Genomic DNA, 21018 nt, shown 5'->3' with positions numbered 1-21018 from the left:
GGCACTAGCGCAGGCGCCTCGCTTTGCTCTAGGACAAGGACAAAGTGAGTACAGGAGCGGCGTTTGGCAGGCGATGGAGTGGCAGCGCGGGGGATGGCTGCGTCGGTTCAGCTCGATCTGACGGCGTGCGACCGTGAGCCGATCCACATTCCGGGCGCGGTCCAGCCCCACGGCCTGCTGCTGATCGCCGAGCCCAAAACGTTGACGGTTGTCGCCGGCGCAGGCCACATTGAACGCCAGCTTGCCCCCGACTGGCTCGGCCGCTCGCTGTCCGACCTGCTCGGCATTGACGTGGCGGGCGTGCTGGCGCGTTCGGTGGCAGGGCCGGGCGGGACGGTGATCGGCGGCGTCGTCGCCGGGCACGATGTCGCCTTTCACCGCTCGGGCGCGTATCTTATCGCCGAGCTTGAGCCGGCCGACCCGGATGCGAGAAGCGCTGCGGAAACGCTCGGTTGGCTCGATGCAACCGCGAGCGGGTTCGAGCGGACCGCGACGCTTAAGGCATTGTGCGAGCGTGCCGCGATTGCGTTCCGTGCGCTGACCGGGTTCGATCGCGTGATGGTGTACCGCTTCCTCGATGACGAGGCGGGCTACGTCGTCGCCGAGGATCGCGACCCATCGCTCGACACCTTTCTCAACCACCATTTTCCTGCCAGTGATATCCCGCGCCAGGCACGCGCGCTGTACGTGCGCAATCGAACCCGCGTGATCCCGACGATCGACTACGATCCGCAGCCGATCCGTCCGGCGGCGTTCTCTGGCATTGACCTGAGCGACGTCGCGATCCGCAGCGTGTCGCCGATCCACCTGCAATACCTCCGCAACATGGAAGTGGGTGCCTCTGCGTCGATCTCGATCGTGAAGGACGGGATGCTGTGGGGATTGATCGCGTGTCACCATCACGCGCCCAAGCAGCTTTCGCGCGACGTGCGAACGGTGGCGGCGGCATTGGCGGGCGGCTTGTCGCGGCAGATCACCGCCAAGGAGGAAGCCGAGAGCTACCGCGAGCGGCTGGCGCTTCGGACCGAGGAAGACACGTTGCTCCCTGCGCTGTTCGGGGACGAGCGGATCGAGCGCGTGCTGGCGCGGCGGCGCGAGGACATGCGCCGCATGATGGGGGCGGACGGCTTCGCGGTCCTCGGCGAGCGGATCGAGACGACCGGCTTCTGCCCGACCAACGACAAGCTGCGGCTGCTGGGCGAGTGGCTGGGCAAGCGCGACGATGCCGGCGTGTTTTTGACACGCGAACTGAGCGCCGACTGGAGCGAGGCGAACCTGCTGGCGCCGTTTACCGGCGTTCTCTCGATCAGTCTGCCGCAGCAGCGCCTGACGCTGCTTTGGTTGCGCGTGGAACACATCGAGCAGGTCGAATGGGCGGGCAATCCGCACAAAGCGGTGCAGCACGATCCCAAAGCCGCGCTGACGCCGCGTTCCTCGTTCGAGAGTTGGACGCAGACGGTACGTGGGCGCGCACGGCGCTGGACACTCGAGCAGGTCGACGCGGCGCAGCGGCTGCGGCGGATGCTGCGCGAGGCGGGGCTGCTTGACGAGCTACGCCGGGTCAACAGCGACCTGGGTCGCGCGATCGCGGAGAAGGACGCGGCGCTGGGTCAGAAGGATCTGCTGATGCGCGAGGTCGATCACCGCGTGCAGAACAGCCTGCAACTCGTTGCATCGTTCCTGATGCTCCAGGCGCGTGCGGCCGGACCGGGCGAGGTAGCGGATCAGTTGCAGGAAGCGCGTTCGCGGCTGTCGGCGGTCGCGCTCGTCCACCGCCGGCTCTACCGCGACGATCAGATCGCGACGATCGACCTGTCCCGCTACCTAGGCGAACTGCTGGACGACATGCGCACGTCGCTGGGTCGCGACTGGGGCAATCGGCTGTCGGCGGAGCTGGCGCCGGTGCTGATCCCGACCGACCGCGCGGTGAACGTGGGGCTGATCGCGGCCGAGTTGATCACCAACGCAACCAAATACGCTTATACCGCCGAGAATCCCGGGCCGATCGACATCGTACTGGAGCAGCATCGTAACAAGCTGCGGCTGATCGTTGCCGATCAGGGCCGCGGCAAGCAGGGCGACAATGTCGGGTTTGGCAGCCGGATGATGAGCGCAGTGGTGCAGCGGATCGGCGGCGAGGTCGAATATCAGGACAATCAGCCGGGCCTCCGCGCGGTGCTGACCGCGCCGATCGAGGAAGATTGATCGCGGGGTCGCTAACTGCTCAGCGCGGGGAAACCAGCGCGGGTTGGGTCACTTGGGCGGCCTTGGCATAGAGCTCGAACGTCGCCGCAGCGCCGGCGAGCAGTGCGTCATGCCAGTCGGGCGAGGCATGCGCGCCCGCGGTGTCGATCGCCTCGCGGATCGCACGCCATTGTCCGGGGGCGTGCGCGGCAGCGAGATAGCGTGACGGCAGATCGGTGCCAACCGAGCGCGCGAGCATGACACCGCCGAGTCGCGATCCTTCGACTACGTAGAGCGCGCCCCACGAACCGGCTTCGTCAAGGTACCCAAGTTGCAGCCGAGGCGGCATGTCTTCACCCAGATCGGCGAGGTCGCGCGCGAGTAGCGCCGTGCGCGGCGGGAGCGTGCGCGCGAACGGAAGCGCGGCGATTGCAGTTTCCGCCGTAGGCAGCGCGCGGGCGTGCGCGACGAGGAAGCGGCGATAGGCAGCGCGATCGGTCAGATCGAAGTTGCCGAACGCTGCGTCCACCAGATCGTGCGAAGCGCGGGTGGCGGTACGCAGCCGTGTTACCGCAGAGGTCGTGTCAGTCGAGACCATTCTCCAAGAAACGCTCAGCAAGCGCACAGTGCATCGCGATGCCCTTCGCCATTACCGACTCGTCGATCGTCATGCGCGTGTTGTGCAGCGGCGGATTGGTGCGCGGGTCGGTTCCTTCGGGTGCGACACCGATGAACGCCATCGCGCCGGGTATTTCGCGCAGGACGTAGGAGAAATCCTCTCCGCCCATCATCGGTGCGGGCATCACCGACCAGCCGCCATCGCCGCTGATCTCGCCGGCGAGGCTGCGCATCAGCCCGGTGGCGCGCGAGTCGTTCATCGTGACGGGATAGCCTTCCTCCAGTCCGACCTCGGCGGTGCAATCGTGCGCGGCGGCAACGTTCTCGCAAATACGGGCAAAGGCGGCGCGCATCGCCTCGCGCGTGGCGGGCGAGAGCGTGCGCAGCGTGCCCATCAGCTTGACCTCACCGGGGATGATGTTGTGCGAGGAACCGGCGTGAATTTGCGTGATCGTTAGCACGGCCGGGTCGGCGACGGGCACGCGGCGCGCGACATGGTTCTGGAGCGCGGTTACGATTGCGCAGGCGACGGGGATCGGATCGACGCATTCGTGCGGCATCGCGGCGTGGCCGCCGCGTCCCTTGATCGTTGCGAGCACCGTGTCGGTCGAGGCGAGCAGCGCGCCCTCGCGGCTGACGAACACGCCGGCGGGCGCGTTGGGCGAGATGTGGAGCGCGAACGCAGCCTCGGGCCGGGCGACGTCGAGGAGCCCGTCCTCGATCATCCGGCGGGCGCCGTGATGCCCTTCTTCGCCGGGCTGGAACATGAACACGATCGTTCCCGACAGCTTGTCCCGGCGCGCGCACAAGGACTTGGCGGCGCCAGCAAGCATCGCAGTATGCGCATCGTGGCCGCAGGCGTGCATCGCGCCGGGGATGGTGGAGGCGAAGGGGAGGCCGGTTTCTTCCGTCATCGGCAGCGCGTCCATATCGCCGCGCAGCAGCACGGTGCGTCCATTGGACCCCGCGCCTCCCGCGCGACCGCCGCGCAGGATTGCGACAAAGCCGGTAGTCGAGGTGCTGTCGTGAATTTCCAGCGGGAGGCTGGCGAGCGCGGCTTTCGCCTTCTCGGTGGTGCGCGGGCAATGGAGGCCGACCTCGGGCTCGGCGTGGATTGCGCGGCGCAGCGCAATCGTGTCGGCGAGCTGTTCGGCGCCGAGCGCGCTCCAGTCGGTGCGAGTGGCGAGGGTGGCGGTCATGCGAACGGCTCCTTTGGCGCTAGTTCTAGGCGCAAGCGCCGGCCGCGCCAAGCCGGTGGAAGGTCACGAACGTCACGCGTCACACGGGCGCATGGGCGCGCGCGCGTCCATGCGCGATCGAGCGGTGTAGACATGGAAACGGCGTGGAGGACAGCAGTGGATGAGGCGAGGGCGTAGTTTGGGTCACTGGCGGTGGCGTCCACCCTGACTTTATCCCGCATCCGCGCTATGACCGAGACCAGTAGCAAGCGGGATCCCAGATCACAGCGGGGATGACGGAAGGCGTGATCGGGCGGGGTCACGCCGCGTAGTTCACGTCATCGTGACCGCACTGGCGCAGACGGTCTTGCCTCAGCGCGGCAACACGACGCAGCCGCTGCCGGCACGCATGCAGGCGCGCTGGGCGTCCGCCTTGCTTGCGAAGCCGCTCACCTGAAGGCGCGTGATCCCGCCGCTGCGCGCAAAGCTGGGGGTTCCGCCAACGCGCGCGCCAACGCGCGACCACAAGGTACGCGCGTTGCCGTCCTCGGCGAAAGCACCGAGCTGGATGCGATACGCGCCGCCGCTTGCCTTAGGCGGAGTGCGGACAGGCACCGGGGCTGGCTTCGGCACCGCGGTGCGCTCTGCTACAGAGCGCGCGGGGGTGGTCGGGGCGGTGCCTGTTGACGGCTCCTTGCGCTCGCGCTGATCAGGTTGCTCACGCCGCTCGGGACGTTCTGCGTGCTCCGCGCGGCCCGGTTGCGTGTAGGATGCGCCGGGACGCGTCGTCGCAGGCACCGGGCGCGACGGCGCCGGCACCGGACGCGCGCCAGGCTCCGCCGAGGCAACCGCCGTCGCGGGAGCGGCCGCGGCCGAGCGCGCACGCGTCTCGATCTCTTGCGCGAGGGCGATCCCCTGGCGGCGCTGTTCCTCGGGAATGTATTTGTCCATCTGCGCCAGCGTCTGCGAACCCTGCGGCAGCCCCTGCTGCGACGAGCGGGTGACGAGCGCGTAGGCGCGGGTCCAGTCGCGCGGCACGCCGTCGCCGTTGAACAACATCGTGCCGAGCACGAGTTCGGTACGCTTTTCGTCGCGCGCCGCCGATTTCTCCAGCCACGGCAATGCTTCGGCCTTTTTGCCTTCCTGGAACAGCGACAGCGCGTAATTGTCGGTCGCTTGCGGGTGGTTCTGCGCCGCCGCCTTGCGGAACCACTCGGTCGCCTGCGTCTGATCGGCGGGAACGCCGCGACCCAGTTTGTAGGCCTGGCCCAAATTGAATTGCGCGTCGGCGTCACCGGCGACGGCGGGAGCGCGCCACTGCGCAACGGCGGCGGAATAGTCACCACGGCTCCACGCTTCTACGCCAGACTTCACGTCGGCGAGCGCGGGGGTTGCCGCCATCATCGCCGCTGCCAGCACCACCAAACGCGTCTTCATCACCGCTGCCCCTAAAGCTCGCGCCCATCATGCCCGAGGCTGCGCGATGGTGAAAGTGGCTTAGCCACGGTGACGACGTTAACGGTATGTTGAGCCTGCGCTGGCATTCCCGTTTCGACACAGGCGGGCGTTCGCGCCAACGGCATGCCGCCCGCCCGCACTTAACACCGCGCGTCCGCGAGCGGGCGCGCGCGAGGCGACGAAGCGGTGGGGACGACGATGGTGACGGTTTCTGCAAACGGGCTTTCGGCCAAGAGGCTTGCCGGCATCGGCTTGTCGGCGTTCCTGCTGGGCAGCGGTGGTCTGATGGCGGTGCAGGCGATCGACCCTGCCGTTGCGACGCAGCGGACCGACCCCAAAAAGGCGGCGAGCTACGCGCGCAAGGCCTCGGCACTGCTCGGCAAGCAGAAGTGGGACAAGGCGGTTCGCTATGCCGAAGCGGCGGTGCTGAACAGCCCGGCGGACGCAGGCTATCGCATGATCCTCGCCAATGCGTACCTCCGCGCAGGGCGCTTCGAGGCGGCACGCACGACTTACGGCGACGTGTTGTCGCTCCAGCCGACCAACGCCAAGGCGGCGTTGAACCTCGCGCTCGCGCAGACGGCGCTCGGGCAATGGGACGCCGCGCGGCAGATGCTCGACGCGCATGCGGGCGAGATCGCGACAGCCGACCGGGGACTCGCGATCGCACTTGCCGGTGACCCGAACACCGCGATCGAGCTGCTGACGGCGGCGACGCGCGCGCCGGGGGCGGACGCGAAGACGCGGCAGAACCTCGCACTTGCGATGGCGCTGGGCGGGCATTGGCAGGAGGCACGGACGCTGATCGGCGTCGACATGAGCCCGACCGAGGCCGACGCACGCATGATCGAATGGGCGACGTTTGCGCATCCGGCCTCGTCCGCGGCGCAGGTGGCCAGCCTGCTCGGCATCACGCCGGTCGAGGACACCGGCCAGCCGGTCGCGATTGCACTCAACGCGGCAGTCGCGCCAACGCGGGCGGCAGCGGTCGATTCGGTCGATCGCTTCATGCCGGGCCAGCCCGATCCGGCGCAGGTCGCCGAGGCTGCACCGCAGCCCGCCGTCGGCGAGGTCGCTGTCGCGCAGGTCGCGACGCCTGCCGTTGCCATGCCGAAGCCGGAGCTCGTGCGGCTCGCCAGCCTCATCAGGTCGGACGGCAATTACAAGGTCCGCAGCGGCGAGCCGGTCGTTCAGCCGCGCGGGGAACGGTTTGCTGCACTTAAGGCGCCCACACCTGGTCACTGGTACGTTCAACTCGGCGCGTACGAGAATGCCGCGGTTGCGCGCGATGGATGGGCGCGGGCGTCTCGGCGCTACGCCGGTTTTGCCGCGCTTACGCCCGCTGGCATGTCGGCGTCGGTACGCGGTGCGACCTATTATCGTCTGTCGGTCGGCGGCTTCGCACGCGCGGATGCGGAGCGGATGTGCCGCGGCTACCGGGTCAAGGGCGGGCGTTGCTTCGTGCGCCAGCAGGCGGGCGATCAGATCGCCGCCTGGGTCAAGGGCAAGGGCGTGCAGGTCGCCTCACGCTGAGGTGGCGCGTGACGCCGCGCTAGAGCGCGCGGCCGCCTTTCCACACGCGCAGCACGCGGCCCTGCACCGGCAGGCGGTCGAATGGCGTGTTCCCTGCCGCGCCGGGTGTCGCGTCGGCGTCGATCTGCCACGACGCATTCCGATCGACCAGGATGACGTCGCCGGGCATCCCGGGGACGAGCGCTCCGGCCTCGATCCCTAGCAGCCGGGCGGGCGCGTGCGCGAGCAACTCGGTCAGCCGCACGAAACTGACCACATCGTCGCGCACCAGCCCGAGCGCGAGCGGCAGCAGCGTGACCGCCCCTGCCGCGCCTGCGGTCGAGTCAGCGAACGGAAGGCGTTTCTCCTCCGGCCCATGCGGGTCGTGACCCGAGGCGAGCACGTCGATTGTGCCGTCGGCGAGCGCGGCGAGCGCGGCGCGGCGGTCAGCTTCGGATCGCAAGGGAGGAGACAGGTGCGCGAAGGTGCGAAAGTCGCTCATTGCGTTGTCGGATAGGAGCAGGTGCGCGGGCGTGATGCCGCAGGTGACGCGTACCCCGCGCGCCTTGGCGCCGCGGACAAGCGCGAAACCGGTTGCAGTCGTGACCTGACGCAGGTGGAGCCGCGCACCCGTTTCCTCGGCGAGCATCAGGTCGCGCACGATCGCGAGCGGCTCAGCAAGCGACGGTGCGGCGGGCAGGCCGAGCCGCGTTGCGGTCTCGCCCGCGGTCGCAACTGCGTCCGCGGTGAGGCTGCTGTCCTCGGCATGCGTGATTACGGCTAGGTCGAGATCGCGCGCGTAGGTCAGAACGCGGTGCATGACGCCGGTGTCGGCTATCCAGCCGCGTCCCGTGCCGACCGCGCGCGCGCCGGCCGAGGCGCAGATCGCCATCTCGGCGAGGTCGTTGCCCTTCAGCCCGCGTGTCGCGGCGGCGATCGGGTGGATCCAGAGGTCAGGGCGGCCGATCAGCGCCGAGCGCTGCACGATGCCCGGCTCGTCGAGCACGGGCGACTGGTCGGGCATCAGCGCGACGCGAGTGATGCCGCCGGCGCGAAAGGCAGCGCGGTCGATCTTGGCGACGCCCACGTCGACGATGCCGGGCAGGATCAGCTTGCCACCGCAATTGACGCGGACCGCGTCATCGGGTGCGAGGCCGTCCGAGATCACGCCATCGACGATCAGCAGGTCACCGTGGCGCTCGCCAGCCACGGGGCAGACGATGTGCGCGTTGACGAGATGGAGCGCGCTCATGCCCAACCCTCCACGCCGCGGGCGCGCCTGGTCAGCACGTCGAGGCACGCCATGCGCACCGCAACCCCCATCGCGACCTGCTCGGTGATCGCGGAACGCTCGACGTGATCGGCGACCGCTGAGTCGATCTCGACACCGCGGTTCATCGGACCGGGATGCATCACCAGCGCATCGGGGGCGTAGCGGTCAAGGCGTTCCATCGTCAGGCCATAGCGAAGGTGATATTCGCGCACAGACGGCACGTAGCCTCCTGACATGCGCTCGGTTTGCAATCGCAGCATCATCACGACGTCGGCGTGCGCGATCGCCTGATCGAAGTCGGTAAAGGCGGTAATGCCCATCCGCTCGATCTCGGGCGGCATCAGCGTCGAGGGCGCGCAGACGCGGACCTCGGCGGCGAGCGCGGTGAGCGCGAGGATGTTCGATCGCGCCACGCGGCTGTGAAGCAGGTCGCCGCAGATCACGACGCGCTTGTTGGCGATGCTACCCAAACGGCGGCGGATGGTGAGCGCGTCGAGCAACGCCTGCGTCGGGTGTTCGTGGCGGCCATCGCCCGCATTCAGCACCGGGCAGTCGACCTTGTCCGCGATCAGCCGCACCGCGCCCGAGCTCATGTGGCGGATAACGATCACGTCGGCGCGCATCGCATTCAGCGTCATCGCGGTGTCGATCAGCGTCTCGCCCTTCTTCACGCTCGACTGCGCGGCGTGCATGTTGACGACGTCGGCGCCGAGACGTTTGCCCGCGATCTCGAAGCTCAACAGCGTGCGGGTCGAATTCTCGAAGAATGCGTTGATCTGCGTGAGGCCGGCCAGCCGTTTGTCGGCGGTGGTCGGTGCGCGGTTCGCCTCGACCCATTGCTCGGCCTCGTCGAGCAGGAAGGTGATCTCGTGCGGTTCGAGCCCGTCGATCCCGGTCAGGTGACGGTGCGGGAACACCGCACCGCCGGGGATGAGGGTTCCGGGGCGGTGGTCCGAGCGTTGCATCGAGCGCGGTGATTATGGCGCGGGCCCGCGCGGTGCAAGGCTCGTGCGCGTTGCAGGGAAGGACAGGTGATGACGATCTACACGATCGGGTATGAAGGCGCGACCATGGATGGGTTCATCGCGGCATTGCACGAAACAGGCGTGCGACGCGTGATCGACGTGCATGGGCTGCCGCTGTCGCGGCGCCCGGGATTCTCGAACTCGACGCTCGCCGCCTCGCTCAAAGCCGAGGGGATCGATTATGTCCACCTGAAGGCGCTCGGCACACCCAAGCCGGGGCGCGACGCGGCAAAGAAGGGCGATGTCGCGACGCTGACTGCGGTCTACGACGCGCAGCTGGACCTACCCAAGGCGCAGATCGCGGCGGCGCGTATGCTCGCCCTTGCCGACGAGCTGCCCAGTGCGTTGCTGTGTTACGAACGCAATCCGTGCCACTGCCACCGCACCCTGCTGCTGGGCGCGGTGGGCAAAGGGCGCGCGGTGGTTGACCTCTACGTCTAACCCGCGACCGGCAGGCGTATGCTGCCGTCGTCGTGCCGTTCCAGCGGCGAGTAGGCCACCGCGGTTTCGAGCAGCAACGGCGCATAAAGGTGCGGAAAGAGCTGGCCCCCGCGAGAAGGTTCCCAGCGTGCCTTGTCGGCATAGGCTGCGAGATCGACCGCGACGATGTGCAGTTCGTCTTGTCCCGCGAAATGCTTGTCGATCGTCTCGGCCAGCTGGTCGGCGGTGGAAAGGTGGACAAAGCCGTCCTCCAGGTCGACCGGCGCGCCGGTGAAGCTGCCGTCGCGCTCCAGTGCCGCCATCTGCTCGCCGGTCAGCACTTTGTACGCGGTGAGGGGCTTGTTCCCAGCGTCGCTCATTCGCCATCCTCCGGTCCGGCCGCGGCATCGTCGCCGATCAAACCATCGTCGCTGGGTGCGGTTGCGCTGTCATCGGCCAGTTCGGCGGCGACCATTGCCTCGGCCGCATCCTCGGGCTCAGGCTCCTCGTCGATGCGTGCGGCGGAGACGACATGCTCGTCGTCGGCGACATTGAACAATCGCACGCCCGCCGATCCGCGGCTGATGATGCGCAGCGACGTCAGCGGCATACGAATCATCTTGGCCTGATCGGTGACGAGCATCAGCTGGTCGGCCTTGCTCGCGGGGAAGCTCGCGACGACGGGGCCGTTGCGCTTCACGTTGTCGATGTTTGTAATGCCCTGACCACCGCGGCCGGTGCGCCGATAATCGTAGGCCGAGGAGATCTTGCCGTAGCCGTTGGCGCAGACGGTGAGGATGAACTGCTCACACCCGCGCAGCCGCTCGAACAGCGTCAGCTCAATCTCGAGCTCGCCGTCGCGCTCCTTCCAGGGCGCGTTGCGCAAATATTGCTCTCGCTCCTCCGGCGTCGCGTCGACGCGATGGAGGACCGACAGGGAGATCACCGCGTCGTCGCCCTTGAGCGCGATCCCGCGCACGCCGGTGGAGTTGCGGCTCTGGAACTCGCGCACTTCCTCGGCGGCGAAACGGATCGCCTTGCCTTGCCTCGTCGCGAGCAGGACGTCGTCGCCCTCGTCGAGCAGGGCGACGCCGATCAGCCGGTCGTCGGCGTCGACGCCTTCGAACTTCATCGCGATCTTGCCATTCGACGGCACGTTGGTGAACGCGTCCATCGCATTGCGGCGCACGCTGCCCTTCGCGGTCGCGAACATGACGTGGAGCTTACCCCAGTCGGCCTCGTCTTCCGGCAGCGGCAGCACGGTGGAGATCGTCTCTCCGGGTTCGAGCGGCAAGAGGTTGATCATCGGGCGACCGCGCGTCGCCGGGCCGCCTTCGGGCAGGCGCCAGACCTTCATGCGGTAGACGCGACCGAGGGTCGAGAAGAACAGCACCGGCGTGTGCGTCGAGGTGACGAACAGCTTGGTGACGACGTCCTCGTCCTTGGTCGCCATGCCGGCGCGGCCCTTGCCGCCGCGCGCCTGCGCGCGAAAGGCGTCGAGGGGCGTGCGCTTAATGTAGCCTTCGAGCGTGACGGTGACGACCATCTCCTCGCGCTCGATCAGGTCCTCGTCCTCGATCCCGTCGGCGGCGGCGGCGATCTCGGTGCGACGCGGGGTCGCGAACTGGTCGCGCACTTCGCGCAGCTCGTCGCGCAGCACGCCGTAAAGCTTCACGCGGTCGGACAGGATCGCGAGCAGCTCGGAGATCGAGGCGGCGAGGCCTTCGAGCTCGTTGCCGATCTCGTCGCGGCCGAGTGCGGTCAGGCGATGGAGGCGCAGGTCGAGGATCGCGCGAACCTGCGTCTCCGACAAACGGTAGCTGTCGCCGGTGACCTCGACATCGGTCGCCTCGACCAGGCGGATGTAGGGCGCGATCTCCGCGATCGGCCACTCGCGCGCGAGCAGCTTCTGCCGCGCCTCGGCCGGGCTGGCCGAGCCGCGAATGATCCGCACCATCTCGTCCAGGTTGGTGACCGCGATGACGAGGCCGAGCAATATGTGTGCGCGCTCGCGCGCCTTGGCAAGCTCGAACTTCGAGCGGCGGGTAATTACCTGCTCGCGGAACTGCACGAAAGCGCTGATGATGTCGCGCAGGTTGAGCAGCTCGGGCCGTCCGCCGCGGATCGCGAGCATGTTGGCCGCGAACGACCCTTGCGCGGGGGTGTGGCGCCAGAGCTGGTTGAGCACGACGTCGGGCGTCGCGTCACGCTTCAGATCGATGACGATGCGCACGCCCTCACGGTTCGATTCGTCGCGAATATCGCTGACACCCTCGATGCGCTTGTCCTTGGCAGCCTCGGCGATCTTCTCCACCAGCGCGTTCTTGCCCTGCTGGTAGGGGATCGAGGTGAGCACGATCGAGCGGCGCCCGTCGCGCCCGCCGCGCTCCTCGATGGTGTGGCGCGAACGGACGATGATCGAGCCACGCCCGGTCTCATAGGCAGAGCGCGCGCCAGCGCGGCCGAGGATTATCGCGCCGGTCGGGAAGTCGGGGCCGGGAACGATCTGCATCAGTTCCTCGGTGGTGATCGCGCCATTGTCTAGATACGCGAAGCACGCGTCGATCACCTCACCGAGGTTGTGCGGCGGGATGTTGGTCGCCATGCCGACCGCGATACCGCCCGCGCCGTTGACGAGCAGGTTGGGGAAGCGCGCCGGCAGCACGGTGGGCTCGCGCTCCGACCCGTCATAGTTCGGCTGGAAGTCAACCGTGTCTTTGTCCAGATCCTCGAGCAGGTAGTTCGCCGCCTTCGCCAGCCGCGCCTCGGTGTAGCGCATCGCGGCGGGCGGATCGGGGTCCATCGAACCGAAGTTGCCCTGACCGTCGATCAACGGCACGCGCATCGACCAGTCCTGCGTCATGCGCGCGAGCGCGTCGTAGATCGCGGTGTCGCCGTGCGGGTGGTATTTACCGATCACGTCACCGACGATGCGCGCCGACTTGCGATACGGGCGGTTGTAGAGGAACCCACTCTCGTTGGCGGAATACAGGATGCGGCGATGGACCGGCTTCAACCCGTCGCGCACATCGGGCAGCGCGCGCGCGACGATTACGCTCATCGCGTAATCGAGATACGAGGTCTTCATCTCCTCGACGATGGAGATGGGGGCAATGTCGGACGGGTCGGCGAGGACGGTCTCGTCGGTCAAGGTGCTACGCTCTTCGCTGCTGCAGTGGAAAGGTTACAGCCTAGCTGAGCAACGGGCCTCTGACCACCCCCGCGCGCGTACGTGCACGCAGGCGCGCGCGGGAGCATATAAAGCAGGATTAGCGGCGGCAGGCTTTCTTGGTCGCGTTGCCGGCCTTTGAGCAATCGTAGGTCACGCTCTTGCCAGTCGCTGTCTTGGTGGCGACCATGCGACCGTTGGAGGTCGCGGTGTGCGTCTGGGTGGTGCGCGTGGTCGCCACCGCCGGCTTGGTCGTGCCGGTCTGGGTCATCGTGCGCGTGGTGCGCGTCGCGGTGGTGCCGTGCGCCGCAGGCGTTTGCGCAACCGCCATGCCGGCGGAGAATAGCGCGGCGGAAGAGAGAAGGGCGAAGGGCAGCGAACGGGTCATGTCGGGTCTCCTAGGCATCCGGCGCTTCAAGGCGCGCCTGATGAATGAATAGGAGCGCGCGGGTGACGCCGCGCTGTCGCGATGGTGAAGGTTGCGTAACGATCGCCTGCTTGAATCAGGGCGCGATCTCGCTGCCGTCCCAGGCAAAATGACGCCCGCTGTCGGTGACTTTCAGGCCGTCGATCACGTCGAGCAATTGCACTGCCGCGCGGTCGGGCTTGAACAGGTCGCGCCCCGACTGGCGGAACGGCTGCGACAGCGCGGTGTCGACGGTGCCAGGGTGCAGCGCGACGACGAGCCCGCGATCGTTTCGGCGCTTGTCCTCGATGGCGAGCGTCCGCACGAGCTGGTTGAGCGCCGCCTTCGACGCGCGATAGCCGTACCAGCCGCCCAGGCGATTGTCGGTGATGCTGCCGACGCGCGCGGACAGGAACGCGAGCACGCTGCGCCCGCTCCTAGGCATGATGGGCAGGAAATGCTTGGCGACGAGCGCGGGGCCGATTGCGTTGACCGCGAACTGGTGGGCGAGCCAGGCGGGGTCTAGTTCGCGGATCGCCTTTTCGGGGCCGTGATCGGCGTCGTGGAGCAAGCCCGTCGCGACGATGACGAGGTCGGGCGAGTCCGCACGTGCGGCGGCGGCGGCGATGCTCGCCTCATCCTCAAGGTCCAGGTGGCGCTCGCCTGAGAACGAGCGCGCGAACGGCAGGGTGCGGACGTCCTCGTCGTCGAGCGCCTCGACTAGCGCCGCGCCGATCCCGCCCGAAGCGCCGATGACGACCGCGGTCCGAATCTCGCTCATGCCGATGCTCCCGTCCGCGCGAAGGTCCAGCGATCGTCGCTGCTCGCGGCCGCGTCGTAGGAATAGCCGTCGCTGTCGAACCCGCGCATCGCGTCCGGATCGGTTACCTGATGCTCGACCATCCAGCGTGCCATCGTGCCCCGCGCTTTCTTGGCGTGGAAGCTGATAAATCGGCCGTCGGCCTCGCGGAATTCAACCGCGATGATGCGGGTGCCGGCGGGAAGCTTGCCATCGACGGCGGCGAAATACTCGTTCGACGCGAGGTTGAGGATCGCGCCCGATCCTTCCTCGGCGAGGTCGGCGGCGAGCGCGTCGGCGATGCGCGTGCCCCACCAGTCGGTCAGTTTCTTGTGCCTGGGCGCCCAGCGCGTGCCCATCTCGAGACGATAGGGACGCATTGCGTCGAGCGGACGTAAGAGCCCGTAAAGTCCCGACAGCAGCCGAAGATGATTCTGCGCGAAGCGGATCGCGGGTTCGTCGAGCGTCGCGACCTCGAACCCGGTGTAGACATCACCCGCAAAGGTGTAGATCGCCGGGCGCTCGGCGGCATCCGCGAAATCGCGAAAGCGATCGGCGTTCAACTTGGCCAGCGCGGGGCTGATGTGCATCAGCTCGCCCAGTTTCTTCTGTGTGAGGTGCGACGCGGCCTTGGCGAGCGTCGCCGCCTCGTTGGCAAAGCGCGGGCGGGTGGCATCGAACGGCGCGGGCGTGTCGAGGTCGAGCGTCTTGGCGGGGGAGAGCAGGGCGATCATCCCCGACGCGCTAGCGGGCGCAGCGGGCGCGTTCAATCGCGGTTCAGCGCCGGCTGGGTACACATCGTACCTTCCTTGAACCCGCGACGCAGGATCACTAGAGCATCGCGGCAGCAGGCACGCTCGCGGCCGTATCGGAGAGAATAGTCGATGAAGAGGTTCACCAACGCTTTGTTCGCAGCCGCCCTGCTCGCTGGCGGCGCGTCGCTGGCGATCCAGCCGGCGGTCGCACAGAAGAAGGACAAGAAGGCCGAGGGTCCCGGGCTGAAGCTCAGCAAGGAAGTTCAGGCGCCCGCCGCTGCCGCGCAGACCGCGCTCGCCGCGAATGATTATGCGACCGCTGAAACCTCGATCGCGCAGGCGGAAGCCGCAGCCAAGACCGACGACGAGCGCTATATCGCCGCGGCGATGCGGTTGAACCTGGAGGCGAAGAAGATCGGTGCCAATCAGGGCAGCGACGCCGCGCTGGCGGTACCGCTGAAGGCGTTGGTCGCGAACCCCAAAACCCCGGCCGCCGATCTCGGCCGCTACAATTACGAGCTCGGCCGCATCGCGACCAACGCGAAGGACAATGCCGGCGCGGCGCAGTATTTCGCCGCGGCGCAGGCGGCGGGGTACAGCAACCCGAACATGACGCTGCAGCTCGTGAAGTCGAAGGCAGATGCAGGCGACCTCGCCGGCGCCTCCGCCGAGATGGACAAGGTGATCGCGGCGCAGGTCGCGGCCGGGCAGAAGCCGGGCGAGGACCTGTATCGCTTCATGATTGCCAAGAGCAATCAGAAGCGCAATGGCGCGCTGACCTATGCGTGGCTCAAAAAGTATGTCGAAGCCTATCCGACCGCCAAGAACTGGCGCGACGTGGTCACGACGTTCGGCCTGACCTCGGGCGGCGTCGCGACGCTCGACAAGGGGCAGAAGATCGACCTGTTCCGCCTGCTGCGCCACGGCAAGGCGCTGGCCGATCAGTATGATTACGAGATCTACGCGCAATATGCGTTCGACCTCGGTATTCCGTGGGAAGCCAAGACCGTGCTCAGCCAAGGCACGTCCTCGGGCAAGATCCCTGCGGGCAGCGCGAATGCGACCTCGCTGCTGGCGGCGTCGAACAAGTCGATCGGTAACGAAGGTTCGCTGTCGGGGCTGGAGACGCGCGCCAGCGCAGCGGCCAACGGCAAGCTGGCGGCGAGCACCGCCGACGCCTTCTTCGGCACCGGCGATTATGCCAAGGCGGTCGCGCTCTATCGCACCGCGCTGCAGAAGGGGCAGGTTGACGCCGATGCGGTCAACACGCGCCTGGGCATCGCGCTCGCCTATTCGGGCGACAAGGCGGGTGCGCGCACCGCATTCGAGGCGGTGAAGGGGCAGCCCCGCGCCGACCTGGCAGGCTTGTGGATCGAGTATCTCGACCATCCGCCGGTCGGCTGAGAACTGCCTACGTAAAAGAATTGGGGCGGCCATTGGGTCGCCCCTTTTCGTTAGCGGTCTGTTTTCGTCAGCAACGTGAGCCGATCACGGGATCGGCACGCCCGTCTGCGCCTTGGCAGTACGGATCGTCAGCGATGATTTCACGCTCGCGACATTGGGCGCGGCGGTCAGTTGCGTTGTCAGCAACCGCTGGAAACTCTCGAGATCAGGGGCGACGATCTTGAGAATGAAGTCGATCTCGCCGTTTAGCATGTGGCATTCCCGCACCTCCGGTATGGTGGCGATATGCTGTTCGAATTGCGCGAGGTCCTGCTCGGCCTGGCTGCGCAGGCTGACCATCGCGAACACGGTGATCGGATAGCCGAGTTTCGCCGGATCGCAATCGGCGTGATAGCCGCGGATCACGCCGGCCTGCTCCAGTGCGCGGACGCGGCGCAGGCAAGGCGGCGCGGTCAGCCCGACCCGGTCGGCCAGGTCGACGTTCGTCATACGACCGTCCTCCTGCAGCAGTGCAAGAATTTCTCGATCGATTTTGTCCAACGCCATGATGATTCCTGTTTACGCACGCACGATGACAAGCCGTGCACGAACCGCCGCTATAGGATAATTGCGCGGCAACGCAATTGTGCCATGCTGCGACATGTGCGATCACGCGCACTGATGACGCGGACCGATCCGCGTTGTAGGCGGTTTGCTCGTCCGGTTGCGGTGCGATCGAGGTTCATTCCGCCAGGAGGTTGCGTGCGGTTCGATGACAGTCTGAAGACGGTTCTCGCTGCCGACGTGTCGACCTCCTTCGGCGCGCGCGCCGCGTTTCGCCAGCTGACAGACCTGATCGCGCGTGGTCGCGCGCCTGCCGACGAGCTGCTGCTCGCTCGGCTGCGCTCGCTCGCCGACGCGGTGCCTGCGGCGACGCGACTGTCGGTCGCGCGCGGCCTCGCTCTAACCGATCCGCCCGCCGCGCTCGTCGCTTTTTTCGCGCGCGACGAGGCCGAGATCGCCGCCGCGGTGCTGCGCGTCGCGCGGCTGACGCCGGAAGCCTGGGACGAGCTGATCCCGCACTTGTCGCCGTTGGGGCGCAGCGTGCTGCGGCAGCGCAGCGATCTGCCGCCGAGCGCGATGCGCGCGCTTGAGACGATGGGCAGTACCGATTTCGCGCTCAGCGACCAGCGCGCAACCGTGCCGCAGCCGGTTGAACCGGTCGTGTCGGCACCCAAGGCAGACGTAGTCGCGGCGCTGGTGCGGCCGGCACCGGTTCTCGAGCAGGTGGCGGTCGAGCAGCCGGTGGTCGACGCGGATAAGACGGGCGAGCGGTTCGAGATCGCCGATCTGGTTCACCGCATCGAGGAGTTCCAGCGCGGGCGCAACACGCCGCACACCTTGGCGCTTGTCGAGGACGCGCAGGTCGCGTTCTTCCGGTTCGAGAGCGATGCCGACGGGATGATCCGCTGGATCGACAGCGCGCCGCGCGGCGCGGTGATCGGAACGCATCTGGCGCACGCGGGCGTTGCGCGCACCAGCGTTGACGGTGTTGCCGCAGGTGCGTTTCGTAAGCGTGCCGCCTTTACCGACGCACGGCTCGTCATCGCGGGAAACTCGCCGCTCGGCGGTGACTGGCGGATCGCAGGAGTGCCGGTATTCGAGCAGAGCAGCGGTCGCTTCGTCGGTTACCGCGGCAGCGCCCGCCGTCCGCGGATCGAGGAGGATGCTGCGCGCGCACGCCCGGCTGCAGTCGCGACGATGGACGCGCGCGGGGCGGAAGGATTGCGCCGACTGGTGCACGAGCTGCGGACCCCGACCAACGCAATTGCAGGCTTTTCCGAGCTGATCGAGCGTGAACTGCTCGGTCCCGTGCCTGAGACCTACCGCGAGCGCGCCGCGGCCATCCGCGCTCAGGTAGCGGGGCTGATCGGTGCGATCGAGGATCTCGACATGGCGGCGCGGATCGAGGCAGCGGCGCTCGACCTGCGATCGGACGTGATCGCGCTTCACCCGCTGCTGGCGCAGGTGGCCGAAGAACTCGCGCCGCTTGCGGCGCGGCGCGGCGCGGCGCTTCTCTTGCCCGACGACGCGGACGCGCGCGTCGCCGCCGATCCGATCGCGGTCGAGCGGCTGCTGTCCAGGTTGATCGCGACGTTGCTGTCGGCGTCTGCGCCGGGGGAGGCGTTGCAGGTCGCGGTCAGTGCCGCAGGTGGCGACCTGGTTCATGTCTCGATCGATCGACCGGCGGCGTTCGTGGGGCGCGACGATCTGGGGCTGCTCCACCTCGACGACCAAGTCGACGAGGCCGATGGCGCGCCGCTGCTCGGCGTCGGCTTCGCGCTTCGGCTCGCGCGTAATCTCGCCGGCGAGCTCGGGGGGCATCTGCTGTTCGAGCCCGCGCAACTGACCGTCGCGCTGCCGCGTGCGGTGATGTCGCGCAAGGATGCCGCCTCTACGCTTCAACCGTGACGCACCACTTCGCGACGCGGGACGGCGCAGCGCTCGACTGGCCGCTGACATTCGGTCGTCGCTTTGTGGTGACGATCGACACCGAGGAAGAATTTGACTGGTCCGCGCCCGGCGCGACCGATGACTACGACGTCTCCGCGATCGCGGCGCTGCCCCCGATGCAAGATCGACTCGCTGCCTACGGTGTCAGCCCGATCTACATGGTCGATTACGTCGTCGCGGCGAGCGAACCCGCCGCGGCGATCCTGCGCGGTCTGCTGGCCCGTAATCCCGCCGCTGCGATTGGAGCGCAACTGCACAGCTGGGTCACGCCTCCGCTAGGCAGCGGTGCGCGCGTCGAGACGTTCGCGGGCAATCTGCCGCGCGAAGTGGAGGCGGCGAAGCTCGACCGGTTGGTGGCGATGATCGAGCGCACGCTCGGGCGGCGACCGTGCATCTACCGCGCGGGACGGTACGGTGTCGGGCCCAACACCTTCCAAGCATTGGCGGCGCGCGGTTTCCGCATCGACGCATCGGTGCGCGCGCGGTTCGACTATTCCGCCCAGGGGGGGCCGGATTTCACCTCGGTAAGCCCGCGACCGTTCGCGTTGGACGAGGCGGAGCTGGTCGAGTTGCCGTTGACGACGATCTACACCGGGCTGTTGCGGCAATATGGCGCGTGGCTGCACCCGCTGCTTGGTCGGCTGCCGCGCGCACGCGGCGTGTTCGCGCGGTCTAAACTGTTGTCGCGCGTGCCGCTGACACCTGAGGGCACGCCCGTACATGAGGCATGCCGCGCGATCGCGGTGGCGGCCGGAAGCGGCGAGCGATTGCTGCAACTGACCTTTCACTCGCCATCGCTGGTGCCCGGCCACACGCCCTACGTGCGCGATGCCGCGCAACTCGCACGATTTCACGCTTGGTGGGACGAGGTACTGCCCGCGCTAGCACGCTACGGCTACCTGCCGGCTTCTCTCGGCGAGGTTTTGAATGCGATCGAGCAACAGCGCGCGGTGGGCCCGGCAGGATTCGAACCCGCAACCTAGCCGTTATGAGCGGCCAGCTCTGACCGTTGAGCTACAGGCCCCCCGCGCGCTCGTGGCAGGTAGCGGCATGCGCGCGAACTTGGCAAGCGCTGCGTCGCGGTCGTGCTATCCGCGCACGATCGCCGCGGCAGAGGAAAGCACCGCCAGATCCTCGGCGAAGCCTGTCTTGGTTTGGCCATAACGTGGCAGCCACGCCATGCGCGTGCGCCAGCCCGGATAGGAGGCCATCACCGCGGTGGCGCCGCCGACCGCCGCGCCGAGCCAGCGCTGTCGCTTCGGCACCAATGCCGCGCCCGCGATCGCCGACGTGACGAACCGTGCAGCGAGCCCGATCGGCACGACGCGGTCGGGCGCGGTCTTCTGCTTGTCGCCCGCCATTTCGCCGATAGCGAGCGCGAGCGTTCCGGCCGCGACGAGCGGGTTGGCGAGCAGTTTGGGCGCGCCGTTGTCTGTGGGCAATTGCCCGCGCGCGGCGGCAATCGCGACGGTTGCAAGCGGGGTCATTGCGCGCTGGCCGCCGACCAGGCCCATGAGGAAGGACTTGCGCATCTCGTCTCCGTAATGTGTGTTCGTCGACGAAACGGCGAGCGATGGCATGGGTTCACGGGCGTGAGAGGCAGCAAACGAAAAAGGGCGTCCCGTGAACGGGACGCCCTCTATCTGGTGAACGGTGCGTGCTCGCCGCGCGCTAGAAGTTCGCGGCAGTATCAGACACGTTCAGCGTGTCCGACGCATTGTCGAGTGTTGCGGCCGCATCAGAGAGCGTGGCCCGCTCAGCCGCGTTGACTTGACCCGACGCTTCTGCCTCCAACTCGTTCGCCATCTGTTCCAGATTAGCGGACAATGCCTCGGCGCCGTTCTCGACCGAGACAGGTTCGGGTTTGCTGCATCCACTGAGCAACAGGAGCACGGCGGCAACCAGAGGAGCGATCCTTGGCATCGGCAAAACCCGAACCCGGTCGGATTACATGTTGGTGGTGGCGCCGTCAGCCGAGTCGCGGACGTTGTCGGCCGCGTCGTGGATGTTCTCGGCAACCGCCTCGGCGTTGTCCTCGGCGAACGGGTTGGCAGTGGTGTTCGACATGTCGGCGACGTTGTCGGCCATCGCGTCCATGTTGTCCGCCATCATGTCGGCGTTGTTCTCGACCGCAGCGGCTTCCGGCGACTTCGAGCAAGCAGCAACGGACATCAGGCCGGCAGCAGCGGCAACGAGCAGGATCTTCTTCATTCGAATGCTCCCAAGCATCACAAAAATCGCGGCCGACCCCAACGCCGTCGCGAAACGCCCGAATACCCTAGCGGTTCAGGGGGTCAATAAGGAAAATTCATCTGGGGTACAGG

General features: G+C 67.6%; 20 protein-coding genes and 1 tRNA gene. 6 read left to right on the top strand and 15 right to left on the bottom strand.

Going from position 1 to position 21018, the window contains the following annotated elements; all coding sequences use genetic code 11:
- Nucleotides 1-93: 93 nt before the first annotated feature.
- Entirely contained in the window at nt 94-2205 is a 2112-nt protein-coding gene (locus tag Q0579_RS03430; protein ID WP_298809104.1) for a histidine kinase dimerization/phosphoacceptor domain -containing protein, read from the top strand.
- Between the two features lie 19 nt (nt 2206-2224).
- On the opposite strand, the gene Q0579_RS03425 is transcribed toward Q0579_RS03430, so the two are convergent.
- The 3 genes from Q0579_RS03425 to Q0579_RS03415 form a co-directional block, all read right to left on the bottom strand.
- Complete coding sequence (locus Q0579_RS03425; RefSeq protein WP_298809102.1) at nt 2225-2713, bottom strand: biliverdin-producing heme oxygenase; 489 nt, start codon at nt 2711-2713, stop codon at nt 2225-2227.
- 55 nt (nt 2714-2768) lie between these two features.
- Entirely contained in the window at nt 2769-4001 is a 1233-nt protein-coding gene (locus Q0579_RS03420; protein WP_298809099.1) for a M20 family metallopeptidase, read from the bottom strand.
- A 351-nt stretch (nt 4002-4352) separates the two neighbouring features.
- Nucleotides 4353-5417, bottom strand: coding sequence for an SPOR domain-containing protein (locus Q0579_RS03415; protein ID WP_298809098.1), 1065 nt, complete (start codon nt 5415-5417; stop codon nt 4353-4355).
- Nucleotides 5418-5639: 222 nt separating this feature from the next.
- On the opposite strand from Q0579_RS03415, the gene Q0579_RS03410 reads away from it, so the two are divergent.
- Nucleotides 5640-6971 carry an SPOR domain-containing protein gene (locus Q0579_RS03410; protein WP_298809096.1) on the top strand — a complete coding sequence of 444 codons (1332 nt, stop codon included), beginning with the start codon at nt 5640-5642 and terminating at the stop codon, nt 6969-6971.
- Between the two features lie 19 nt (nt 6972-6990).
- On the opposite strand, the gene Q0579_RS03405 is transcribed toward Q0579_RS03410, so the two are convergent.
- A complete protein-coding gene (locus Q0579_RS03405) occupies nt 6991-8202 on the bottom strand; it encodes a dihydroorotase (protein WP_298809093.1) in 1212 nt (403 codons plus the stop codon).
- Nucleotides 8199-9188: an aspartate carbamoyltransferase catalytic subunit gene (locus tag Q0579_RS03400; protein WP_298809090.1), complete on the bottom strand. Its 990-nt coding sequence runs from the start codon at nt 9186-9188 to the stop codon at nt 8199-8201. Before Q0579_RS03400 ends, Q0579_RS03405 begins: the two co-directional genes overlap by 4 nt.
- 69 nt (nt 9189-9257) lie before the next feature.
- Here Q0579_RS03400 and Q0579_RS03395 point away from each other — a divergent pair, with 69 nt between their 5' ends.
- The gene (locus tag Q0579_RS03395) at nt 9258-9689 is read left to right on the top strand and encodes a DUF488 domain-containing protein (protein WP_298809088.1); all 432 of its coding nucleotides are present in this window, start codon (nt 9258-9260) and stop codon (nt 9687-9689) included.
- On the opposite strand, the gene Q0579_RS03390 is transcribed toward Q0579_RS03395, so the two are convergent.
- From Q0579_RS03390 to yaaA, 5 genes are all read right to left on the bottom strand, one after another.
- Entirely contained in the window at nt 9686-10048 is a 363-nt protein-coding gene (locus tag Q0579_RS03390; RefSeq protein WP_298809087.1) for a DUF952 domain-containing protein, read from the bottom strand. The genes Q0579_RS03395 and Q0579_RS03390 overlap by 4 nt on opposite strands.
- Entirely contained in the window at nt 10045-12819 is a 2775-nt protein-coding gene (gene gyrA / locus Q0579_RS03385) for a DNA gyrase subunit A (RefSeq protein ID WP_298809085.1), read from the bottom strand. Before gyrA ends, Q0579_RS03390 begins: the two co-directional genes overlap by 4 nt.
- A gap of 118 nt (nt 12820-12937) precedes the next feature.
- A complete protein-coding gene (locus Q0579_RS03380; RefSeq protein ID WP_298809083.1) occupies nt 12938-13225 on the bottom strand; it encodes a hypothetical protein in 288 nt (95 codons plus the stop codon).
- A 115-nt stretch (nt 13226-13340) separates the two neighbouring features.
- Entirely contained in the window at nt 13341-14024 is a 684-nt protein-coding gene (locus Q0579_RS03375; RefSeq protein WP_298809080.1) for an SDR family NAD(P)-dependent oxidoreductase, read from the bottom strand.
- A complete protein-coding gene (gene yaaA / locus Q0579_RS03370; protein ID WP_298809078.1) occupies nt 14021-14776 on the bottom strand; it encodes a peroxide stress protein YaaA in 756 nt (251 codons plus the stop codon). Before yaaA ends, Q0579_RS03375 begins: the two co-directional genes overlap by 4 nt.
- 150 nt (nt 14777-14926) lie before the next feature.
- Here yaaA and Q0579_RS03365 point away from each other — a divergent pair, with 150 nt between their 5' ends.
- Nucleotides 14927-16201, top strand: a complete 1275-nt coding sequence (locus tag Q0579_RS03365; RefSeq protein WP_298809076.1) for a hypothetical protein — start codon at nt 14927-14929, stop codon at nt 16199-16201.
- Between the two features lie 84 nt (nt 16202-16285).
- Here the strand turns inward: Q0579_RS03365 and Q0579_RS03360 are convergent, their stop codons facing one another.
- Nucleotides 16286-16747 carry an Lrp/AsnC family transcriptional regulator gene (locus Q0579_RS03360; protein WP_298809074.1) on the bottom strand — a complete coding sequence of 154 codons (462 nt, stop codon included), beginning with the start codon at nt 16745-16747 and terminating at the stop codon, nt 16286-16288.
- Nucleotides 16748-16942: 195 nt separating this feature from the next.
- Here Q0579_RS03360 and Q0579_RS03355 point away from each other — a divergent pair, with 195 nt between their 5' ends.
- Together Q0579_RS03355 and Q0579_RS03350 are read left to right on the top strand one after the other, a co-directional pair.
- Nucleotides 16943-18652 (top strand): histidine kinase dimerization/phospho-acceptor domain-containing protein, encoded by a 1710-nt coding sequence (locus Q0579_RS03355; RefSeq protein ID WP_298809071.1) that lies wholly within the window; start codon nt 16943-16945, stop codon nt 18650-18652.
- Nucleotides 18649-19677, top strand: a complete 1029-nt coding sequence (locus tag Q0579_RS03350) for a WalW protein (protein WP_298809070.1) — start codon at nt 18649-18651, stop codon at nt 19675-19677. Before Q0579_RS03355 ends, Q0579_RS03350 begins: the two co-directional genes overlap by 4 nt.
- On the opposite strand, the gene Q0579_RS03345 is transcribed toward Q0579_RS03350, so the two are convergent.
- From Q0579_RS03345 to Q0579_RS03330, 4 genes are all read right to left on the bottom strand, one after another.
- Nucleotides 19646-19718, bottom strand: a tRNA-Ile gene (locus tag Q0579_RS03345). The two genes, Q0579_RS03350 and Q0579_RS03345, sit on opposite strands and share 32 nt — an antisense overlap.
- A 64-nt stretch (nt 19719-19782) precedes the next feature.
- Nucleotides 19783-20226 (bottom strand): DUF4126 domain-containing protein, encoded by a 444-nt coding sequence (locus Q0579_RS03340; protein WP_298809069.1) that lies wholly within the window; start codon nt 20224-20226, stop codon nt 19783-19785.
- A gap of 139 nt (nt 20227-20365) precedes the next feature.
- Complete coding sequence (locus tag Q0579_RS03335; RefSeq protein WP_298809067.1) at nt 20366-20617, bottom strand: hypothetical protein; 252 nt, start codon at nt 20615-20617, stop codon at nt 20366-20368.
- A 24-nt stretch (nt 20618-20641) separates the two neighbouring features.
- A complete protein-coding gene (locus Q0579_RS03330) occupies nt 20642-20905 on the bottom strand; it encodes a hypothetical protein (protein WP_219768920.1) in 264 nt (87 codons plus the stop codon).
- Nucleotides 20906-21018 lie beyond the last annotated feature (113 nt).

It is taken from the genome of uncultured Sphingomonas sp. (assembly GCF_936927845.1).
GTDB lineage: Bacteria > Pseudomonadota > Alphaproteobacteria > Sphingomonadales > Sphingomonadaceae > Sphingomonas.
This window is presented reverse-complemented; position numbering and strand designations above follow the sequence as displayed.

Coding starts and splice junctions, on each gene's coding strand:
- Q0579_RS03430 (WP_298809104.1), top strand. CDS start 94: ATGGCTGCGTCGGTTCAGCTCGATCTGACGGCGTGCGACCGTGAGCCG.
- Q0579_RS03420 (WP_298809099.1), bottom strand. CDS start 4,001: ATGACCGCCACCCTCGCCACTCGCACCGACTGGAGCGCGCTCGGCGCC.
- Q0579_RS03415 (WP_298809098.1), bottom strand. CDS start 5,417: ATGAAGACGCGTTTGGTGGTGCTGGCAGCGGCGATGATGGCGGCAACC.
- Q0579_RS03405 (WP_298809093.1), bottom strand. CDS start 8,202: ATGAGCGCGCTCCATCTCGTCAACGCGCACATCGTCTGCCCCGTGGCT.
- Q0579_RS03400 (WP_298809090.1), bottom strand. CDS start 9,188: ATGCAACGCTCGGACCACCGCCCCGGAACCCTCATCCCCGGCGGTGCG.
- Q0579_RS03395 (WP_298809088.1), top strand. CDS start 9,258: ATGACGATCTACACGATCGGGTATGAAGGCGCGACCATGGATGGGTTC.
- Q0579_RS03390 (WP_298809087.1), bottom strand. CDS start 10,048: ATGAGCGACGCTGGGAACAAGCCCCTCACCGCGTACAAAGTGCTGACC.
- Q0579_RS03380 (WP_298809083.1), bottom strand. CDS start 13,225: ATGACCCGTTCGCTGCCCTTCGCCCTTCTCTCTTCCGCCGCGCTATTC.
- Q0579_RS03375 (WP_298809080.1), bottom strand. CDS start 14,024: ATGAGCGAGATTCGGACCGCGGTCGTCATCGGCGCTTCGGGCGGGATC.
- yaaA (WP_298809078.1), bottom strand. CDS start 14,776: ATGATCGCCCTGCTCTCCCCCGCCAAGACGCTCGACCTCGACACGCCC.
- Q0579_RS03365 (WP_298809076.1), top strand. CDS start 14,927: ATGAAGAGGTTCACCAACGCTTTGTTCGCAGCCGCCCTGCTCGCTGGC.
- Q0579_RS03360 (WP_298809074.1), bottom strand. CDS start 16,747: ATGGCGTTGGACAAAATCGATCGAGAAATTCTTGCACTGCTGCAGGAG.
- Q0579_RS03340 (WP_298809069.1), bottom strand. CDS start 20,226: ATGCGCAAGTCCTTCCTCATGGGCCTGGTCGGCGGCCAGCGCGCAATG.
- Q0579_RS03335 (WP_298809067.1), bottom strand. CDS start 20,617: ATGCCAAGGATCGCTCCTCTGGTTGCCGCCGTGCTCCTGTTGCTCAGT.
- Q0579_RS03330 (WP_219768920.1), bottom strand. CDS start 20,905: ATGAAGAAGATCCTGCTCGTTGCCGCTGCTGCCGGCCTGATGTCCGTT.